Source organism: Pseudomonas sp. TH32, assembly GCF_016650855.1.
Classification (GTDB): Bacteria; Pseudomonadota; Gammaproteobacteria; order Pseudomonadales; family Pseudomonadaceae; genus Aquipseudomonas.
The window spans coordinates 4,383,239-4,400,368 of record NZ_JAEKFA010000002.1 but is presented as its reverse complement, the minus strand read 5'-3'; the positions used below and the strand labels follow the sequence as shown (position 1 = coordinate 4,400,368).

Below are 17,130 nucleotides of genomic sequence, written 5' to 3'. Positions count from 1 at the left end.
GTAACGCGAGAATCCCTCCCTGCTGAATCATTAGCAGATGCGTCTTCGTAATACCGAAAAAATCTTACTCTTAATAAATTACTTTAACTTTAAGTCATAGCTCTTTGAGCTATTTGGCGTTGTTGAATCAAAATCGCCCTCGAACTCTCGTTTCTCCTCGCTTTACCTTCCTAAATCTCCGTTCTGTAAGGCTTTTCCTTGAATCCGCGCCTTGACGGTGTGGTGGGCGCATTCCTATAGTGTGCGCAAGTGGCGGAAAGTGGCACAAAGTGGGTTTTTTGAACGTAAAACGCTAAAATTTGGAGAAACGCATCTGTGTTTCGCGGAGCTAACGCTATCAGTCTCGATGCAAAAGGCCGTCTCGCCATGCCGAGCCGGTATCGTGACGAGCTGATTTCGCGAAGTTCCGGACAGTTAATCATCACCATCGATGCCGTTGACCCTTGTTTATGTGTTTACCCGCTCGACGAGTGGGAGCTGATTGAAACCAAGTTGCGTGCGCTGCCTTCATTGCGTGAAGAAAACCGCCGCCTGCAACGTTTGCTGATTGGTAATGCCGTCGACCTCGAACTCGATGGCAGTGGTCGTTTCCTGGTTCCACCGCGTCTGCGCGAATACGCCAAGCTCGACAAGCGCGCAATGCTGGTAGGCCAACTGAACAAGTTCCAATTGTGGGACGAAGATGCCTGGGATGCTGTTTCTGCAGCTGACCTGGCTGCTATTCAACAACCGGGCGCCATGCCTGATGAACTGCGTGATTTGATCCTGTGACTATTGATAGCGGCTTTAACCACATCACCGTACTGCTTGACGAAGCCGTTGAGGCTCTCGCCGTACGCGCGGATGGCTGCTATTTGGATGGCACCTTCGGCAGGGGCGGGCACAGTCGGCTGATCCTCAGCCAGCTGGGTTCGGACGGAAAGCTCCTCGGGTTCGACAAAGACCCTCAAGCGATTGCCACCGGGCAAGCGCTAGCGGCCGAAGACGGCCGCTTTGTCGTTGTGCAGCGCAGCTTTGCCGAGCTCGGCGCAGAAGTCGCCGAACGTGGCATGGCGGGCAAGGTGGCCGGGGTTCTGCTGGACCTGGGCGTGTCTTCGCCGCAGCTGGACGACCCTGAGCGCGGCTTCAGTTTCATGAACGACGGCCCGCTCGATATGCGCATGGACCCGAGCCGTGGCATCAGCGCCGCGCAGTTCATCGCCACTGCGCCCCACGAAGAAATCACCCGTGTGTTCAAGGAATACGGCGAAGAGCGTTTCGCTGGCCGTATGGCGCGCGCCGTGGTCGAGCGTCGGGAAATCCAGCCGTTCGAACGCACCGCCGACCTGGCTGAAGTGCTGAAAGTCGCCAACCCGGCGTGGGAGAAGGGCAAGAACCCGGCAACCCGTGCGTTCCAGGGCCTGCGCATTCACGTCAACAACGAATTGGGCGATCTGGAAGCCGGCCTCGAAGCTGCCCTGGACGCCTTGGAAGTGGGTGGTCGCCTGGTGGTGATCAGCTTCCACTCGCTGGAAGACCGCATCGTCAAATTGTTCATGCGTCGTCTGGTCAAGGGCGAATCCGACAACCTGCCGCGCAACCTGCCGGTACGTTACGAAGCCTTTGTGCCGAAAATCAAAATCCATGGCAAAGCGCAGTTCGCTTCCGAAGCCGAACTCAAGGCCAACCCACGTGCCCGTAGCGCTGTCATGCGCGTTGCGGAGAAGTTGCGGTGAGCAAGCTTTTCGCCAAGCCCCTTCCGGGCGGCAGCTTCTTTATGTTGCTGTTGTTTGTTGGCGTGCTGGTGTCCGCGATTGCGGTGTCCTACAGCGCCCACTACAACCGTCAATTGCTCAATACCCTGTACGGGGAATTGAGTGTGCGCGACAAGGCGCAGGCGGAGTGGGGCCGGTTGATCCTGGAGCAAAGCACCTGGACCGCCCACAGCCGCATCGAAGTGCTGGCCACTGAACAGCTGAAGATGCACATCCCGGGCGCTGCAGAAGTTCGCATGGTGGCGCCATGATGAAACTTGAGGGCGCACTCTACCCGTGGCGTTTCCGTGTAGTGCTGGGGTTGCTGGCACTGATGGTGGGCGCGATCGCCTGGCGGATTATCGACCTGCAAGTGGTGGACCGTGACTTCCTGATCGGCCAGGGCGATGCCCGCAGCCTGCGTCATATCCCGATTCCTGCGCACCGCGGCCTGATCACCGACCGTAACGGCGAGCCCCTGGCCGTCAGTACGCCGGTGACCACCCTGTGGGCCAACGCCAAGGAAATGCAGACCGCCAAGGAGAAGTGGCCGGAACTGGCCGCCGCCCTGGGCCAGGACCCCAAAGCCCTGAGCGAACGCCTCGAAGCCCAGGCCAATAAAGAATTCATCTACCTGGTTCGCGGGCTTACCCCCGAACAAGGCCAGCAAGTGCTCGACCTTAAAGTCCCCGGTGTCTACGGCATCGAGGAATTTCGGCGTTTCTACCCAGCCGGCGAAACCACTGCCCATATGGTGGGTTTCACCGACATTGATGATCACGGTCGCGAAGGCGTCGAGCTTGCCTACGACGAATGGCTGGCCGGGGTCCCCGGCAAACGGCAGGTCATCAAGGATCGGCGCGGCAGACTGATCAAGGATGTCCAGGTCACCAAAAACGCCAAGGCCGGTAAGCCCTTGGCGTTGTCGATTGACCTGCGCCTGCAATATCTGGCCAACCGCGAGCTGCGTAACGCCATCATCGAGAACGGCGCGAAAGCCGGCAGCCTGGTGATCATGGACGTGAAGACCGGCGAGATTCTCGCCATGGTCAACCAGCCGACCTACAACCCCAACAACCGTCGCAACCTGCAACCGGCGATGATGCGCAACCGCGCGATGATCGACGTGTTCGAACCGGGTTCGACCATGAAAGCCATCTCCATGAGTGCCGCCCTGGAGACCGGGCGCTGGAAACCGGCCGACAAGGTCGAGGTTTACCCAGGCACCCTGCAGCTGGGCAAATACACCATTCGCGACGTGTCGCGCACCGAAGGTCCGGTGCTGGATTTGACAGGTATCCTGATCAACTCCAGTAACGTTGGCATGAGTAAGGTCGCCTTCGATATCGGCGGCGAAGCCATCTACCACCTCGCGCAGAAAGTCGGCCTGGGGCAACCCACCGGCCTGGACTTCCCGGGTGAACGTGTGGGCAACCTGCCGAACTACCGTGACTGGAAAAAGGCCGAGACCGCCACGCTTTCCTACGGTTATGGCCTGTCGGTGACCGCCATCCAGCTGGCCCATGCCTTCTCCGTGCTGGCCAACAATGGCCGCATGGTGCCGCTGAGCCTGATCCACCTGGACGAGGCACCGCCTGCGACCCAGGTGATCCCGGAAAACGTCGCCAAGACCATGCAAGGCATGCTGCAACAAGTGATCGAAGCGCCGCGCGGCGTGTTCCGTGCCCAGGTGCCGGCGTATCACGTGGCAGGCAAGTCCGGTACCGCGCGTAAAACTGCCGTGGGCACCAAGGGCTACGCCGAAAACTCCTACCGTTCGCTGTTCGCAGGCTTCGGCCCGATGAGCGATCCGCGTTACGCCATCGTCGTGGTGATCGATGAACCGAGCAAAGCCGGTTACTTCGGTGGCCTGGTATCGGCGCCGGTGTTCAGCAAAGTGATGTCCGGGACGCTGCGCCTGATGAACATCACGCCGGACAACCTGCCGACGACCCAACAAGCGAATGCCGGACCGCCGGCCGCTGCTGCAAAAGCCAATGGAGGGCGCGGCTGATGTCTCTTAGCCTGAACAAGATTTTTGCCCACGCTGGCCGCGATCTGCTGATTCGCGAGTTGACCCTGGACAGCCGTAACGTGCGTGCCGGTGACCTGTTCCTGGCCGTGCCGGGCGGCAAGTTCGACGGCCGTGACCATATCGCCGACGCGTTGAAGCGCGGCGCTGCGGCAGTGGCCTATGAAGTGGAAGGCGCCACCGTGTTGCCGATCACCGACGTGCCTTTGATTCCGGTCAAGGGCCTGGCGGCGCAACTGTCGGACATCGCCGGGCGCTTTTATGGCGACCCGAGCCGCACCCTGAACCTCGTAGGCGTGACCGGCACCAACGGCAAGACCAGCGTGACCCAATTGGTTGCCCAGGCGCTTGACCTGCTGGGCCAGCACTGCGGCATCGTCGGCACCCTGGGCACCGGTTTCTACGGCGCGCTGCAAAGCGGCCTGCACACCACGCCTAACCCGATTGCCGTGCAGGCGACCCTGGCCGACCTGAAAAAGGCCGGTGCCAAGGCGGTTGCCATGGAAGTTTCCTCCCACGGCCTGGACCAGGGCCGCGTGACCGCCCTGGCGTTCGACGTGGCGGTGATGACCAACCTGTCCCGCGATCACCTGGATTACCACGGCACCATGGAGGCGTACGCCGCCACCAAGGCCCGGCTGTTTGCCTGGAATGACTTGAAGTGCCGTGTGGTCAACCTGGACGATGAATTCGGTCGTCAGTTGGCCGCCGCGAACGGTGAGGGCCGCCTGATCAGCTACAGCCTGGAAGATTCCAGCGCCTACCTGTATTGCCGCGAAGCCACCTTTGATGACGAAGGCGTGCGCGCCACCCTGGTAACGCCGCAGGGCGAGCACCATTTGCGCAGCACCCTGCTCGGGCGTTTCAACCTGAGCAACATATTGGCTGCTGTCGGCGCCTTGCTCGGCCTGGATTACGCCCTGGACGAAATCCTGCGCGTGCTGCCGAAGCTGGAAGGCCCGGCCGGTCGCATGCAGCGCCTGGGTGGTGGCACCCAGCCGCTGGTGGTGGTCGATTACGCCCACACGCCGGACGCCCTGGAAAAAATCCTGCTGGCCCTGCGTCCCCACGCCAAGGGCAAGCTGCTGTGCCTGTTCGGCTGTGGCGGTGACCGCGATCGCGGCAAGCGTCCGTTGATGGCTGAAATCGTCGAGCGTCTGGCCGACGGTGTTCTGGTGACGGACGACAACCCGCGCAGCGAAGACCCAAGCCAGATTTTCGATGACATTCGTGTTGGCTTTAAAGACGCGTCCAAAGCGACTTTCGTGGCCGGTCGCGGTGCAGCCATCGCCCAATTGATCGCCAGCGCCAGCCCTGACGACGTGGTAGTGCTGGCCGGTAAAGGCCACGAGGACTACCAGGAAATCAACGGCGAACGCCACGCTTTCTCCGATCTGGTCGAGGCCGATCACGCCCTGACCGCGTGGGAGGTGGCCCATGCTTAAGGCGCTCAAGTTCAGCGAACTGACCCAGGCGTTGTCGGCCCGTGTGCTGTCGGCCGATTGCAGCTTTGATGGCGTGAGCATCGACAGCCGGACGATCAAGCCTGGGCAACTGTTTGTGGCCTTGGCTGGCCCGAGTTTTGATGGCCACAACTACCTGAACGACGTCGCCGCCAAAGGCGCTGTCGGCGCTCTGGTGCAGCGCGAAGTCGCTGACTCGACGCTCCCGCAGTTGCTGGTGGCAGACACCCGCCTGGCCCTCGGCCAACTGGGTGCCCTGAACCGTGCCGCTTTCACCAAGCCGGTTGCGGCGATCACCGGCTCCAGCGGCAAAACCACCGTCAAGGAATTACTCGCCGGCATCCTGCGCACGCGCGGCCCGGTCCTGGCGACCCGTGGCAACCTGAACAATGACTTCGGCGCGCCGCTGACCCTGCTCGAACTGGCCCCGGAACACACGGCGGCCGTGATTGAGCTGGGTGCTTCGCGCATTGGCGAAATCGCTTACACCGTGGCCATGACCAAGCCTCACGTTGCGCTGATCAACAACGCCGGCACTGCCCATGTGGGCGAGTTTGGCGGCCCTGAGAAGATCGTCGAAGCCAAGGGCGAAATCCTTGAAGGCCTCGACGCATCCGGCACCGCGGTACTGAACCTCGACGACAAAGCCTTCGAAACCTGGCGTGTACGTGCCGCCGGTCGCAAGGTCTTGAGCTTCGCGGTGCACAACGCCGCGGCCGACTTCCATGCCTCGACTATCACCGTCGACGCCCGTGGCTGCCCGGCCTTCACCCTGCACACCCCGCAAGGTGATGAGCACGTACAGCTGAACCTGCTGGGCAACCACAACGTCGCCAACGCCCTGGCCGCCGCCGCCGCTGCCCATGTGCTGGGGGTGTCGCTGTTTGGCATTGCCACAGGCCTCGGTGCCGTGCAACCGGTGAAGGGGCGTACCGTCGCGCATCTGGCCAGCAACGGCATGCGCGTGATTGATGACACCTACAACGCCAACCAGTCCTCGATCTGTGCCGCCATCGACCTGCTGACGGCCTTCGACGGTCGCAAGGTGCTGGTGCTGGGGGACATCGCCGAACTGGGCGAGTGGGCCGAACAGTCTCACCGTGAAGTCGGCGCCTATGCCGCCGGCAAGGTCGATGCTGTGTACGCCGTGGGCCCGAACATGCTTCACGCCGTGGAGACCTTCGGGCCGGGCGCCCGGCATTTTGCCAACCAGGCTGAGCTGATCCAGGCGCTGAGTGCGGCTGAACAAGACAAACACACCACTATTTTGATCAAGGGATCGCGCAGCGCGGTGATGGAAAACGTCGTCGTGGCCTTGTGTGGCTCAAGTACGGAGAAACATTAATGCTGCTGCTGCTGGCTGAGTATCTGCAACAGTTCCACAAAGGCTTCGCGGTCTTTCAGTACCTGACCCTGCGCGGGATTCTGGGTGTGCTGACCGCGCTGTCGTTGTCGCTGTTCCTCGGGCCATGGATGATCCGTACCCTGCAAAACCTGCAGATCGGTCAGTCCGTGCGCAACGACGGCCCGCAGTCGCACCTGTCCAAATCCGGCACCCCGACCATGGGCGGCGCGCTGATCCTGTCGTCCATCGGCATCAGTACGCTGCTGTGGGCTGACCTGCATAACCGCTACGTCTGGACCGTGCTGCTGGTGACTTTGCTGTTCGGCGCCATCGGCTGGGTGGATGACTACCGCAAGGTGATCGAGAAGAACTCCAAGGGGCTGCCAAGCCGCTGGAAGTATTTCTGGCAGTCGGTGTTCGGCCTGGGCGCGGCGATCTTCCTGTTTATGACTGCGCCAAGTGCGGTGGAAACCACCCTGATCATCCCGATGCTCAAGGATGCCAGCATTCCACTGGGCGTCGGCTTCGTGGTGCTGACCTACTTCGTGATCGTGGGCTCCAGCAATGCGGTCAACCTGACTGACGGCCTCGACGGCCTGGCGATCATGCCGACGGTGATGGTGGGCGGCGCGCTCGGCATCTTCTGCTACCTGTCGGGTAACGTGAAATTCGCTGAATACCTGCTGATCCCGTATGTACCGGGCGCGGGTGAACTGATTGTGTTCTGCGGCGCGTTGATCGGTGCGGGCCTCGGCTTCCTGTGGTTCAACACCTACCCGGCACAAGTCTTCATGGGCGACGTCGGCGCACTGGCGCTGGGCGCGGCCCTGGGCACCATCGCGGTGATCGTCCGTCAGGAAATCGTCCTGTTCATCATGGGCGGTGTGTTCGTGATGGAAACCCTGTCGGTGGTGATCCAGGTTGCTTCCTTCAAATTGACCGGGCGCCGCGTGTTCCGCATGGCGCCGATTCACCACCACTTTGAACTCAAGGGCTGGCCTGAGCCGCGGGTGATTGTCCGTTTCTGGATTATCACCGTGATTCTGGTCCTGGTCGGCCTTGCCACCCTGAAACTGAGGTAGAAACGAGTGTCCCTGATCGCTTCAGACCACTTCCGCATCGTTGTCGGCCTCGGCAAGAGCGGCATGTCCCTGGTTCGCTTCCTGGCGAACCGGGGCACGTCGTTTGCCGTGGCCGATACGCGGGAAAATCCACCGGAGCTGGTCACGCTGCGCCGTGACTACCCGCACGTGGAAGTGCGTTGTGGCGAGCTGGATGTGGAGTTTCTGTGCCGTGCCGACGAGCTCTACGTGAGCCCCGGCCTGGCGCTGGCGACCCCGGCCCTGCAAGCGGCTGCGGCCCGTGGTGTGAAGTTGTCCGGCGATATCGAGCTGTTCGCGCGTAACGCGAAGGCGCCGATCGTGGCCATCAGCGGTTCCAACGCAAAAAGCACTGTCACCACCCTGGTGGGCGAGATGGCGGCTGCGGCCGGCAAGCGTGTGGCGGTGGGCGGCAACCTCGGTACGCCGGCGCTGGACCTGCTCAACGACAACGTCGAGCTGTACGTGATGGAGCTGTCGAGCTTCCAGCTGGAAACCACCGACCAGCTCAACGCTGAAGTGGCCACCGTGCTGAACGTCAGCGAAGACCACATGGACCGCTACAGCGGCCTGCCGGCCTATCACCTGGCCAAGCACCGGATCTTCCGTGGCGCGCGGCAAGTGGTGGTGAACCGCCAGGATGCCCTGAGCCGTCCACTGATCGGCGAAGGCTTGCCGTGCTGGACCTTCGGCCTGAACAAACCTGACTTCAAGGCTTTCGGGCTTCGGGAAGAGAACGGCGAGAAATACCTGGCCTTCGAATTCCAGAACCTGATGCCGGTGCGTGAACTGAAGATCCGTGGTGCCCACAACCAGGCCAATGCCCTGGCGGCGCTGGCCCTCGGTCATGCGGTAGGTTTGCCGTTCGACGCCATGCTGTCGGCGCTGCGCACGTTTGCCGGGCTTGAGCATCGCTGCCAGTGGGTTCGCGACCTCGACGGCGTCGGCTATTACAACGATTCCAAGGCCACCAACGTCGGTGCGGCGCTTGCTGCCATCGAAGGATTGGGTGCCGACATTCAAGGCAAGGTCGTGCTGATCGCCGGTGGCGACGGCAAGGGTGCTGACTTCAAGGACCTCAAAGGGCCAGTCGCTGCACACTGCCGCGCCGTGGTGCTGATGGGCCGTGATTCCGGCTTGATTGCCGATGCGCTGGGCGACGCGGTACCGCAGGTGCGCGCGCAATCCCTGGACGACGCCATCGCCCAATCCAGATCCCTGGCCCAGCCGGGTGATGTGGTGCTGCTGTCGCCTGCCTGCGCCAGTTTCGACATGTTCAAGAACTACGAAGAGCGCGGCCAGCTGTTCGCCCGCGCCGTGGAGGCCTTGGCATGAGTATCAATTTGCGGAACATCATCAAGCCGTATCCGTCGCCGATCATTACCGGGCGCGGTATCGACCTTGATTTCCCGATGCTCGCCGGTTGCCTCGCGCTGCTGGGCCTGGGCCTGGTGATGATCACCTCGGCGTCCTCGGAAGTGGCCGCGGTGCAGTCGGGCAACACCCTTTACATGATGATCCGCCACCTGGTGTACCTGGTGATCGGCCTCGGTGCGTGCATTGTCACCATGATGATCCCGATCGCCACCTGGCAGCGCCTGGGGTGGCTGATGCTGGTGGGCGCGTTCGGCTTGCTGGTGATGGTGATACTGCCCGGCATCGGGCGTGAGGTGAATGGTTCGATGCGCTGGATCGGCTTTGGCGCGTTCAACGTGCAGCCGTCGGAAATTGCCAAGGTGTTCGTGGTGATCTACCTCGCGGGTTACCTGGTGCGGCGTCAGAAAGAAGTGCGCGAAAGCTGGATGGGCTTCTTCAAGCCGTTCATCGTGCTGCTGCCCATGGCCGGCCTGTTGCTGATGGAGCCGGACTTTGGTGCCACCGTTGTAATGATGGGCGCGGCGGCGGCGATGCTGTTCCTCGGTGGCGTGGGCCTGTTCCGCTTCACCTTGATGGTGGTGCTGGCGGTGGCCGCCGTGACGATTCTGGTGCAGGCGCAACCCTACCGGATGGCGCGCCTGATTACCTTTACCGACCCGTGGTCCGATCAGTTCGGTTCCGGCTACCAGTTGACCCAGGCGTTGATTGCCTTCGGTCGCGGCGAGTGGCTGGGCGTGGGCCTGGGCAACAGTGTGCAGAAGCAGTTCTACCTGCCGGAAGCCCATACCGACTTCGTGTTCTCGGTACTCGCCGAAGAGCTGGGCGTGGTCGGTTCGCTGTGCACCGTCGCGCTGTTCGTGTTTGTGTGTGTGCGCGGCATGTACATCGGCTTGTGGGCCGAAAAGGCCAAGCAATATTTTGCCGCCTACGTGGCGTACGGCTTGTCGTTCCTGTGGATCGGCCAGTTCCTGATCAACATCGGGGTGAACGTCGGCCTGCTGCCGACCAAGGGCCTGACCTTGCCGTTCCTCAGTTACGGCGGCAGTTCGTTGGTGATTTGCTGCGCCTGTCTCGGGTTATTGCTGCGCATCGAGTGGGAGAGTCGAACCCACCTGGGCAGCGAGGAGATGGAGTTCAGCGAAAGCGACTTCGCCGAGGAGCCGAACCATGGGCGCTAACGTGCTGATCATGGCAGGCGGCACCGGTGGCCACGTGTTCCCGGCGCTGGCCTGTGCCCGCGAATTCCAGAACCGCGGCTACACCGTGCATTGGCTCGGCACGCCCCGTGGCATCGAAAATGACCTGGTACCGAATGCCGGCTTGCCCCTGCATTTGATCAACGTCACCGGCCTGCGTGGCAAGGGCAAATTGTCCCTGCTCAAGGCACCGTTCGTGTTGCTCAAGGCGGTATGGCAAGCGCGCAAGGTGATCCGTGAAGTGAAGCCGGTGTGCGTGCTGGGCTTTGGTGGCTACGTCACCGGCCCCGGCGGCGTCGCGGCAAGACTCGCCGGCGTGCCGGTGATCGTCCACGAGCAGAACGCCGTGGCCGGCACTGCCAACCGCCTGCTGGTGCCATTGGCTGCACGGGTGTGCGAGGCCTTCCCGAAAACCTTTGGTGCCGCGGACAAACTGCGCACCACCGGTAACCCGGTGCGTACTGAACTGTTCATGGACATCGCCCGCCAGCCGTTGGCCGGGCGCAAGGCGCACCTGCTGATCCTGGGCGGGAGCCTGGGTGCCGAACCGTTGAACAAATTGCTGCCTGAAGCGGTGTCGCAACTCCCTGAGGCGCTGCGGCCCGAGATCTTCCATCAGGCCGGCAAGAATCACGATGAAGTGACCGCTACGCGTTATCGCGATGCGGGCGTGGAGGCGAATGTGCAGCCTTTCATCAAAGACATGGCCCAAGCCTATGGCTGGGCCGACCTGGTGGTCTGTCGCGCAGGTGCGTTGACCGTCAGTGAACTGGCCGCCGCCGGTCTGCCGTCCTTGCTGGTGCCTTTGCCCCACGCCATCGACGACCACCAGACCCGCAACGCCGAATATTTGGCCGGGGAGGGCGCTGCCTTCCTGCTGCCGCAAAGAACGACTGGCGCCGCCGATTTGGCCGCACGCCTGACCGAGGTATTGATGCAACCGGAACGACTGAACAGCATGGCGAGCACCGCAAGCCGCCTGGCCAAACCTGACGCAACCCGCACCGTGGTCGATATCTGCCTGGAGGTGGCCCATGGTTGAGAATCAGAAAGCCATGCCACAACCGGAAATGCGCCGCATCCGTCGTATCCACTTCGTCGGCATCGGCGGCGTGGGCATGTGCGGCATCGCCGAAGTGCTGCTGAACCTGGGTTACCAGGTGTCCGGCTCCGACCTGAAAATGTCGCCGGTCACCGAGCGCCTGGAATCGTTCGGCGCAAAAATCTTTATCGGCCACCGTGCCGAGAACGCTGCCGAAGCCGACGTGCTGGTGGTCTCCAGTGCCGTGAACACCTCCAACCCGGAAGTGGCCACTGCCCTTGAACGCCGCATTCCCGTAGTGCCGCGTGCCGAGATGCTGGCCGAGCTGATGCGCTACCGCCATGGCATCGCCGTTGCCGGTACCCATGGCAAGACCACCACCACCAGCCTGATCGCCTCGGTGTTCGCCGCCGGTGGCCTGGACCCGACGTTCGTCATCGGTGGCCGCCTGAATGCAGCCGGTACCAATGCACAGCTCGGCACCAGCCGTTACCTGATCGCCGAAGCCGATGAAAGCGACGCCAGCTTCCTGCACCTGCAACCGCTGGTGGCCGTGGTGACCAACATCGACGCCGACCATATGGCGACCTACGACGGTGACTTCAACAAACTGAAGAAAACCTTCGTCGAGTTCCTGCACAACCTGCCGTTCTACGGTTTGGCGGTGGTGTGCCTGGACGATCCGGTGGTGCGTGAAATCCTGCCGCTGGTCAAGCGCCCGACCGTGACCTACGGCTTCAGCGAAGACTGCGACGTGCGCGCGATCAATGTGCGCCAGCAAGGCATGCAGACCTTCTTCACGGTGCTGCGCCCTGACCGCGAGCCGCTGGATGTCTCGGTGAACATGCCGGGCAACCACAACGTACTCAACTCCCTGGCGACCATCTGCATCGCCTCCGACGAAGGCGTCAGCGATGAAGCCATCGTTGAAGGCCTGTCGGGTTTTGCCGGCGTGGGTCGTCGCTTCCAGGTCTACGGCGAGCTGCCGGTGGACGGCGGCAACGTGATGCTGGTGGACGACTACGGTCACCACCCGACGGAAGTCGCTGCGGTGATCAAGGCCGTACGCGGTGGCTGGCCGGAGCGCCGCCTGGTGATGGTGTATCAGCCGCACCGCTACAGCCGTACCCGCGACCTGTACGACGATTTCGTCAATGTACTGGCGGACGCCAACGTGTTGCTGCTGATGGAAGTCTACCCGGCCGGAGAAGAGCCGATCCCGGGTGCCGACAGCCGCAAGCTGTGCAACAGCATCCGTCAACGTGGCCAGTTGGACCCGATCTACATCGAGCGCGGTGTGGACCTCGCGCCGATCGTCAAGCCGCTGCTGCGTGCCGGCGACATCCTGCTGTGCCAGGGTGCCGGTGATATCGGTGGTCTCGCTCCTAAATTGCTGGCAAGCCCGCTGTTTGCCGCAGTAAAGGGGAAGTCGAAATGACCACTGACTACGGCTCCCTGTTCTCGACCATTCAACCTGCCGACTTCGGCCGCGTTGCGGTGCTGTTCGGTGGCAAGAGCGCTGAACGTGAAGTGTCGCTGAAGTCCGGCAATGCCGTGCTGGAAGCGCTGCAGAGCGCCGGCGTGAATGCATTCGGCATCGACGTGGGCGATGACTTCCTGTCGCGCCTGCAGGCCGAGAAAATCGACCGCGCGTTCATCATTCTTCACGGCCGTGGCGGTGAAGACGGCAGCATGCAGGGCCTGCTGGAGTGCCTGGGCATTCCGTACACCGGCAGCGGCATCCTGGCGTCGGCGCTGGCCATGGACAAGTTGCGCACCAAACAGGTGTGGCACAGCCTGGGTATTCCGACCCCGCGTCACAGCGTGTTGTGCAGCGAAGACGATTGTATTTCTGCAGCCAAGGAACTGGGCCTGCCTTTGATCGTCAAACCAGCCCATGAAGGCTCCAGTATCGGCATGGCTAAAGTGAACTCAGCCGCCGAATTGATTGACGCATGGAAAGCGGCCAGTACCTACGATTCGCAAGTGTTGGTGGAACAGTGGATTCAAGGTCCCGAGTTCACCATCGCTACTCTGCGTGGCCAGGTATTGCCGCCTATCGCATTGGGCACGCCCCACACCTTTTACGACTACGACGCCAAGTACGTGGCTTCCGATACCCAGTACCGGATCCCGTGCGGCCTCGATGCAACCAAGGAACAGGAATTGATGGACCTCACGGCGAAAGCCTGTGAGGCGCTGGGTATCGCCGGTTGGGCGCGGGCAGACGTGATGCAGGATGACCAACGGAATTTCTGGTTCCTTGAAGTCAACACCGCACCTGGGATGACCGACCACAGCCTGGTACCCATGGCCGCTCGTGCCGCCGGCCTGGATTTCCAGCAGTTGGTGCTGGCGATCCTGGCCGCAAGCATTGAGCCACGAGGCTAAGACCATGAACGGCGCATCGCTTCGTCATCAGCAACCCGCTCCCGGCCGCAAGCCGGTGCCGCGTGGTGCCAGCCGAATGGTGGCTAAAGAGCCGATGTCGGCGCGCATGCCGAAAGCCAACTTTGGTTTTCTCAAGGCGCTGTTCTGGCCGGTGATTCTGGTGGCGTTGGGGTTTGGTACATACGAAGGCGCCCAGCGTCTGTTGCCGTATGCCGACCGGCCGATCACCAAGATCAGCGTGCAGGGCGACTTGAGCTACATCAGCCAGCAGGCCGTGCAGCAGCGAATCGCCCCGTTTGTGGCGTCGAGCTTCTTCACCATCGACCTGGCCGGCATGCGTTCCGAGCTGGAACAGATGCCATGGATTGCCCACGCCGAAGTACGTCGTGTGTGGCCGGATCAAGTCACGATCCGCCTGGAAGAACAACTGCCCGTGGCCCGTTGGGGAGATGGGCAGTTGTTGAACAACCAGGGCCAGGCGTTTGCGCCTCGCGAGGTGGCGAATTACGAACACCTGCCGCAGTTGTTCGGGCCGCAGCGGGCGCAACAGCAAGTGATGCAGCAGTACCAGGCCTTGAGCCAGATGCTGCGGCCATTGGGTTTCTCGATTGCGCGACTGGAATTGCGTGAGCGGGGCAGCTGGTTTTTGACCACGGGTGCAGGCAGTTCCGGCCCGGGTATCGAGTTGCTGCTGGGACGCGGCAACCTGGTAGAAAAGATGCGCCGTTTTATCGCCATCTATGAAAAGACCTTGAAAGAACAGATTACGAACATTGCGAGCATCGACCTGCGTTACGCCAACGGCCTTGCCGTCGGCTGGCGGGCCCCTGCGGCGCCCACGGCAGCGCAACCTGCTGTCGCGAAGAATTAAGAAGAGGCAGGACCCATGGCAAACGTGCAAAGCGGCAAAATGATCGTCGGTCTGGATATCGGCACCTCCAAGGTGGTGGCGCTGGTAGGCGAGGTCGCGGACGACGGCACGCTGGAAATCGTCGGAATCGGCACGCATCCGTCCCGGGGCCTGAAGAAGGGCGTGGTGGTGAATATTGAATCCACCGTGCAATCGATCCAGCGCGCCATCGAAGAAGCGCAGCTGATGGCCGGTTGCCGGATTCACTCGGCATTCGTCGGCGTTGCCGGCAACCACATTCGCAGCCTGAACTCCCACGGCATCGTGGCGATTCGCGACCGCGAAGTCAGCTCGGCTGATCTGGAGCGGGTACTCGACGCAGCGCAAGCCGTGGCGATCCCGGCTGACCAGCGCGTGCTGCATACCCTGCCGCAGGACTACGTGATCGATAACCAGGAAGGTGTTCGTGAGCCCCTGGGCATGTCGGGCGTACGCCTGGAAGCCAAGGTTCACGTGGTGACCTGCGCCGTCAACGCTGCACAGAACATTGAAAAATGCGTGCGCCGCTGTGGCCTGGAAATCGACGACATCATTCTCGAGCAGCTTGCCTCCGCGTATTCGGTACTGACCGACGACGAAAAAGAACTGGGCGTGTGCCTGGTGGACATCGGCGGCGGCACCACTGACATCGCGATCTTCACCGAGGGTGCGATCCGTCACACCGCCGTGATCCCGATTGCCGGTGACCAGGTGACCAACGACATCGCGATGGCGTTGCGCACACCGACCCAGTACGCCGAAGAAATCAAGATCCGTTACGCCTGCGCCCTGGCCAAGCTGGCCGGTGCCGGCGAAACCATCAAGGTGCCGAGCGTGGGCGACCGTCCACCGCGCGAACTGTCGCGCCAGGCGTTGGCCGAAGTGGTCGAGCCGCGCTACGACGAGCTGTTCACCCTGATCCAGGCTGAACTGCGCCGCAGCGGCTACGAAGATTTGATCCCGGCCGGCATCGTGCTGACCGGTGGCACCTCGAAGATGGAAGGCGCGGTCGAACTGGCCGAGGAAATCTTCCACATGCCGGTCCGCCTGGGCGTGCCCCATGGCGTGAAAGGCCTGGGCGACGTAGTGCGCAACCCGATTTATTCCACCGGTGTGGGCTTGCTGTTGTACGGGCTGCAAAAGCAGACCGACGGCATTTCCCTGTCGGGCCCGAGCAACCGCGACAGCTACAGAAGCGACGACGAAGCGAAAGCGCCGTTGTTCGAGCGGTTGCAGGCTTGGGTGAAAGGCAATTTCTGACGATTTACCGCAACACCGTTTCAAAGCAGTAGGCGAAAAAACTAGAGAAATGAAAGGAGAGGGAAAATGTTCGAACTCGTAGACAACATCCCCGCAAGCCCGGTCATCAAAGTGATCGGCGTCGGCGGTGGCGGCGGCAACGCTGTCAACCACATGGTCAAAAGCAACATTGAAGGCGTTGAATTCATCTGCGCCAACACTGACGCCCAGGCCCTCAAAAGCATCGGTGCACGCACCATCCTGCAATTGGGCACAGCCGTGACCAAGGGCCTGGGTGCCGGCGCGAATCCGGAAGTCGGCCGTCAAGCCGCTCTGGAAGACCGCGAGCGCATTGCTGAAGTGCTGCAAGGCACCAACATGGTGTTCATCACTACAGGCATGGGCGGTGGTACCGGTACCGGTGCTGCGCCGATCATTGCCGAAGTGGCCAAGGAAATGGGGATCCTGACGGTTGCCGTCGTGACCCGTCCGTTCCCGTTCGAAGGTCGCAAGCGCATGCAGATCGCCGATGAAGGCATCCGTCTGCTGTCCGAAAGCGTCGACTCGTTGATCACCATTCCCAACGAGAAGCTGCTGACCATCCTCGGTAAAGACGCCAGCCTGCTGTCGGCTTTCGCCAAGGCTGACGATGTACTGGCCGGCGCCGTTCGCGGTATCTCCGACATCATCAAGCGTCCGGGCATGATCAACGTCGACTTTGCCGACGTACGTACCGTGATGAGCGAAATGGGCATGGCGATGATGGGCACTGGCTGCGCCAGCGGTCCGAACCGTGCACGTGAAGCCACTGAAGCGGCCATCCGCAACCCGTTGCTGGAAGACGTGAACCTGCAAGGTGCACGCGGCATCCTGGTGAACATCACCGCCGGTCCTGACCTGTCCCTGGGTGAGTACTCCGACGTGGGTAGCATCATCGAAGCCTTCGCTTCCGAGCACGCCATGGTCAAGGTCGGTACGGTTATCGATCCGGACATGCGCGACGAACTGCACGTGACCGTTGTTGCTACCGGCCTGGGTGCAAAAATCGAGAAGCCTGTGAAGGTCATCGACAATACCGTCCATACCAGCCACGCCAGCCAGCAAGCTGCCGCTCCAGCGCCTGCGCGCCAGGAACTGCCGTCTGTGAACTACCGTGACCTGGATCGTCCGACCGTGATGCGCAACCAGGCTCAGGCCGGTGCTGCTGCCTCCCGTAGCCCGAATCCGCAAGATGACCTGGACTACCTGGACATCCCGGCTTTCCTGCGTCGTCAGGCCGATTAATGGAATGTATCAGGGCTATGAAGGTGATTGGTGTTCAGC

The 17,130-nt window shown here is 61.8% G+C and carries 15 protein-coding genes; all 15 read left to right on the top strand.

The window, feature by feature from the left end; genetic code table 11:
• The first annotated feature begins 315 nt into the window (after positions 1 to 315).
• Positions 316 to 771: a division/cell wall cluster transcriptional repressor MraZ gene (gene mraZ / locus JFV30_RS23775; protein ID WP_003171868.1), complete on the top strand. Its 456-nt coding sequence runs from the start codon at positions 316 to 318 to the stop codon at positions 769 to 771.
• Positions 768 to 1,715, top strand: a complete 948-nt coding sequence (gene rsmH / locus JFV30_RS23770) for a 16S rRNA (cytosine(1402)-N(4))-methyltransferase RsmH (RefSeq protein WP_010170491.1) — start codon at positions 768 to 770, stop codon at positions 1,713 to 1,715. Before mraZ ends, rsmH begins: the two co-directional genes overlap by 4 nt.
• Positions 1,712 to 2,005 (top strand): cell division protein FtsL, encoded by a 294-nt coding sequence (gene ftsL / locus JFV30_RS23765; protein WP_003216203.1) that lies wholly within the window; start codon positions 1,712 to 1,714, stop codon positions 2,003 to 2,005. The genes rsmH and ftsL overlap by 4 nt, the downstream gene beginning before the upstream one ends.
• A complete protein-coding gene (locus JFV30_RS23760; RefSeq protein WP_169389246.1) occupies positions 2,005 to 3,747 on the top strand; it encodes a peptidoglycan D,D-transpeptidase FtsI family protein in 1,743 nt (580 codons plus the stop codon). The genes ftsL and JFV30_RS23760 overlap by 1 nt, the downstream gene beginning before the upstream one ends.
• The gene (locus JFV30_RS23755) at positions 3,747 to 5,210 is read left to right on the top strand and encodes a UDP-N-acetylmuramoyl-L-alanyl-D-glutamate--2,6-diaminopimelate ligase (RefSeq protein WP_201125345.1); all 1,464 of its coding nucleotides are present in this window, start codon (positions 3,747 to 3,749) and stop codon (positions 5,208 to 5,210) included. Before JFV30_RS23760 ends, JFV30_RS23755 begins: the two co-directional genes overlap by 1 nt.
• Complete coding sequence (locus JFV30_RS23750; protein WP_201125344.1) at positions 5,203 to 6,573, top strand: UDP-N-acetylmuramoyl-tripeptide--D-alanyl-D-alanine ligase; 1,371 nt, start codon at positions 5,203 to 5,205, stop codon at positions 6,571 to 6,573. The genes JFV30_RS23755 and JFV30_RS23750 overlap by 8 nt, the downstream gene beginning before the upstream one ends.
• Entirely contained in the window at positions 6,573 to 7,655 is a 1,083-nt protein-coding gene (gene mraY / locus JFV30_RS23745; protein ID WP_017738698.1) for a phospho-N-acetylmuramoyl-pentapeptide-transferase, read from the top strand. The genes JFV30_RS23750 and mraY overlap by 1 nt, the downstream gene beginning before the upstream one ends.
• Positions 7,656 to 7,661: 6 nt before the next feature.
• Complete coding sequence (gene murD / locus JFV30_RS23740) at positions 7,662 to 9,008, top strand: UDP-N-acetylmuramoyl-L-alanine--D-glutamate ligase (protein WP_201125343.1); 1,347 nt, start codon at positions 7,662 to 7,664, stop codon at positions 9,006 to 9,008.
• On the top strand, positions 9,005 to 10,228 hold the full coding sequence (gene ftsW, locus JFV30_RS23735; RefSeq protein ID WP_010170479.1) for a putative lipid II flippase FtsW: 1,224 nt from the start codon (positions 9,005 to 9,007) through the stop codon (positions 10,226 to 10,228). The genes murD and ftsW overlap by 4 nt, the downstream gene beginning before the upstream one ends.
• On the top strand, positions 10,218 to 11,288 hold the full coding sequence (murG, locus tag JFV30_RS23730) for an undecaprenyldiphospho-muramoylpentapeptide beta-N-acetylglucosaminyltransferase (RefSeq protein ID WP_201125342.1): 1,071 nt from the start codon (positions 10,218 to 10,220) through the stop codon (positions 11,286 to 11,288). The genes ftsW and murG overlap by 11 nt, the downstream gene beginning before the upstream one ends.
• On the top strand, positions 11,281 to 12,726 hold the full coding sequence (murC, locus tag JFV30_RS23725) for a UDP-N-acetylmuramate--L-alanine ligase (protein ID WP_201125341.1): 1,446 nt from the start codon (positions 11,281 to 11,283) through the stop codon (positions 12,724 to 12,726). Before murG ends, murC begins: the two co-directional genes overlap by 8 nt.
• Positions 12,723 to 13,679, top strand: coding sequence for a D-alanine--D-alanine ligase (locus JFV30_RS23720; protein ID WP_201125340.1), 957 nt, complete (start codon positions 12,723 to 12,725; stop codon positions 13,677 to 13,679). Before murC ends, JFV30_RS23720 begins: the two co-directional genes overlap by 4 nt.
• Before the next feature lie 4 nt (positions 13,680 to 13,683).
• On the top strand, positions 13,684 to 14,550 hold the full coding sequence (locus JFV30_RS23715; RefSeq protein ID WP_029615882.1) for a cell division protein FtsQ/DivIB: 867 nt from the start codon (positions 13,684 to 13,686) through the stop codon (positions 14,548 to 14,550).
• Positions 14,551 to 14,565: 15 nt separating this feature from the next.
• The gene (gene ftsA / locus JFV30_RS23710) at positions 14,566 to 15,828 is read left to right on the top strand and encodes a cell division protein FtsA (protein WP_003216224.1); all 1,263 of its coding nucleotides are present in this window, start codon (positions 14,566 to 14,568) and stop codon (positions 15,826 to 15,828) included.
• A 66-nt stretch (positions 15,829 to 15,894) separates the two neighbouring features.
• The gene (gene ftsZ / locus JFV30_RS23705) at positions 15,895 to 17,091 is read left to right on the top strand and encodes a cell division protein FtsZ (protein ID WP_010170471.1); all 1,197 of its coding nucleotides are present in this window, start codon (positions 15,895 to 15,897) and stop codon (positions 17,089 to 17,091) included.
• Positions 17,092 to 17,130 lie beyond the last annotated feature (39 nt).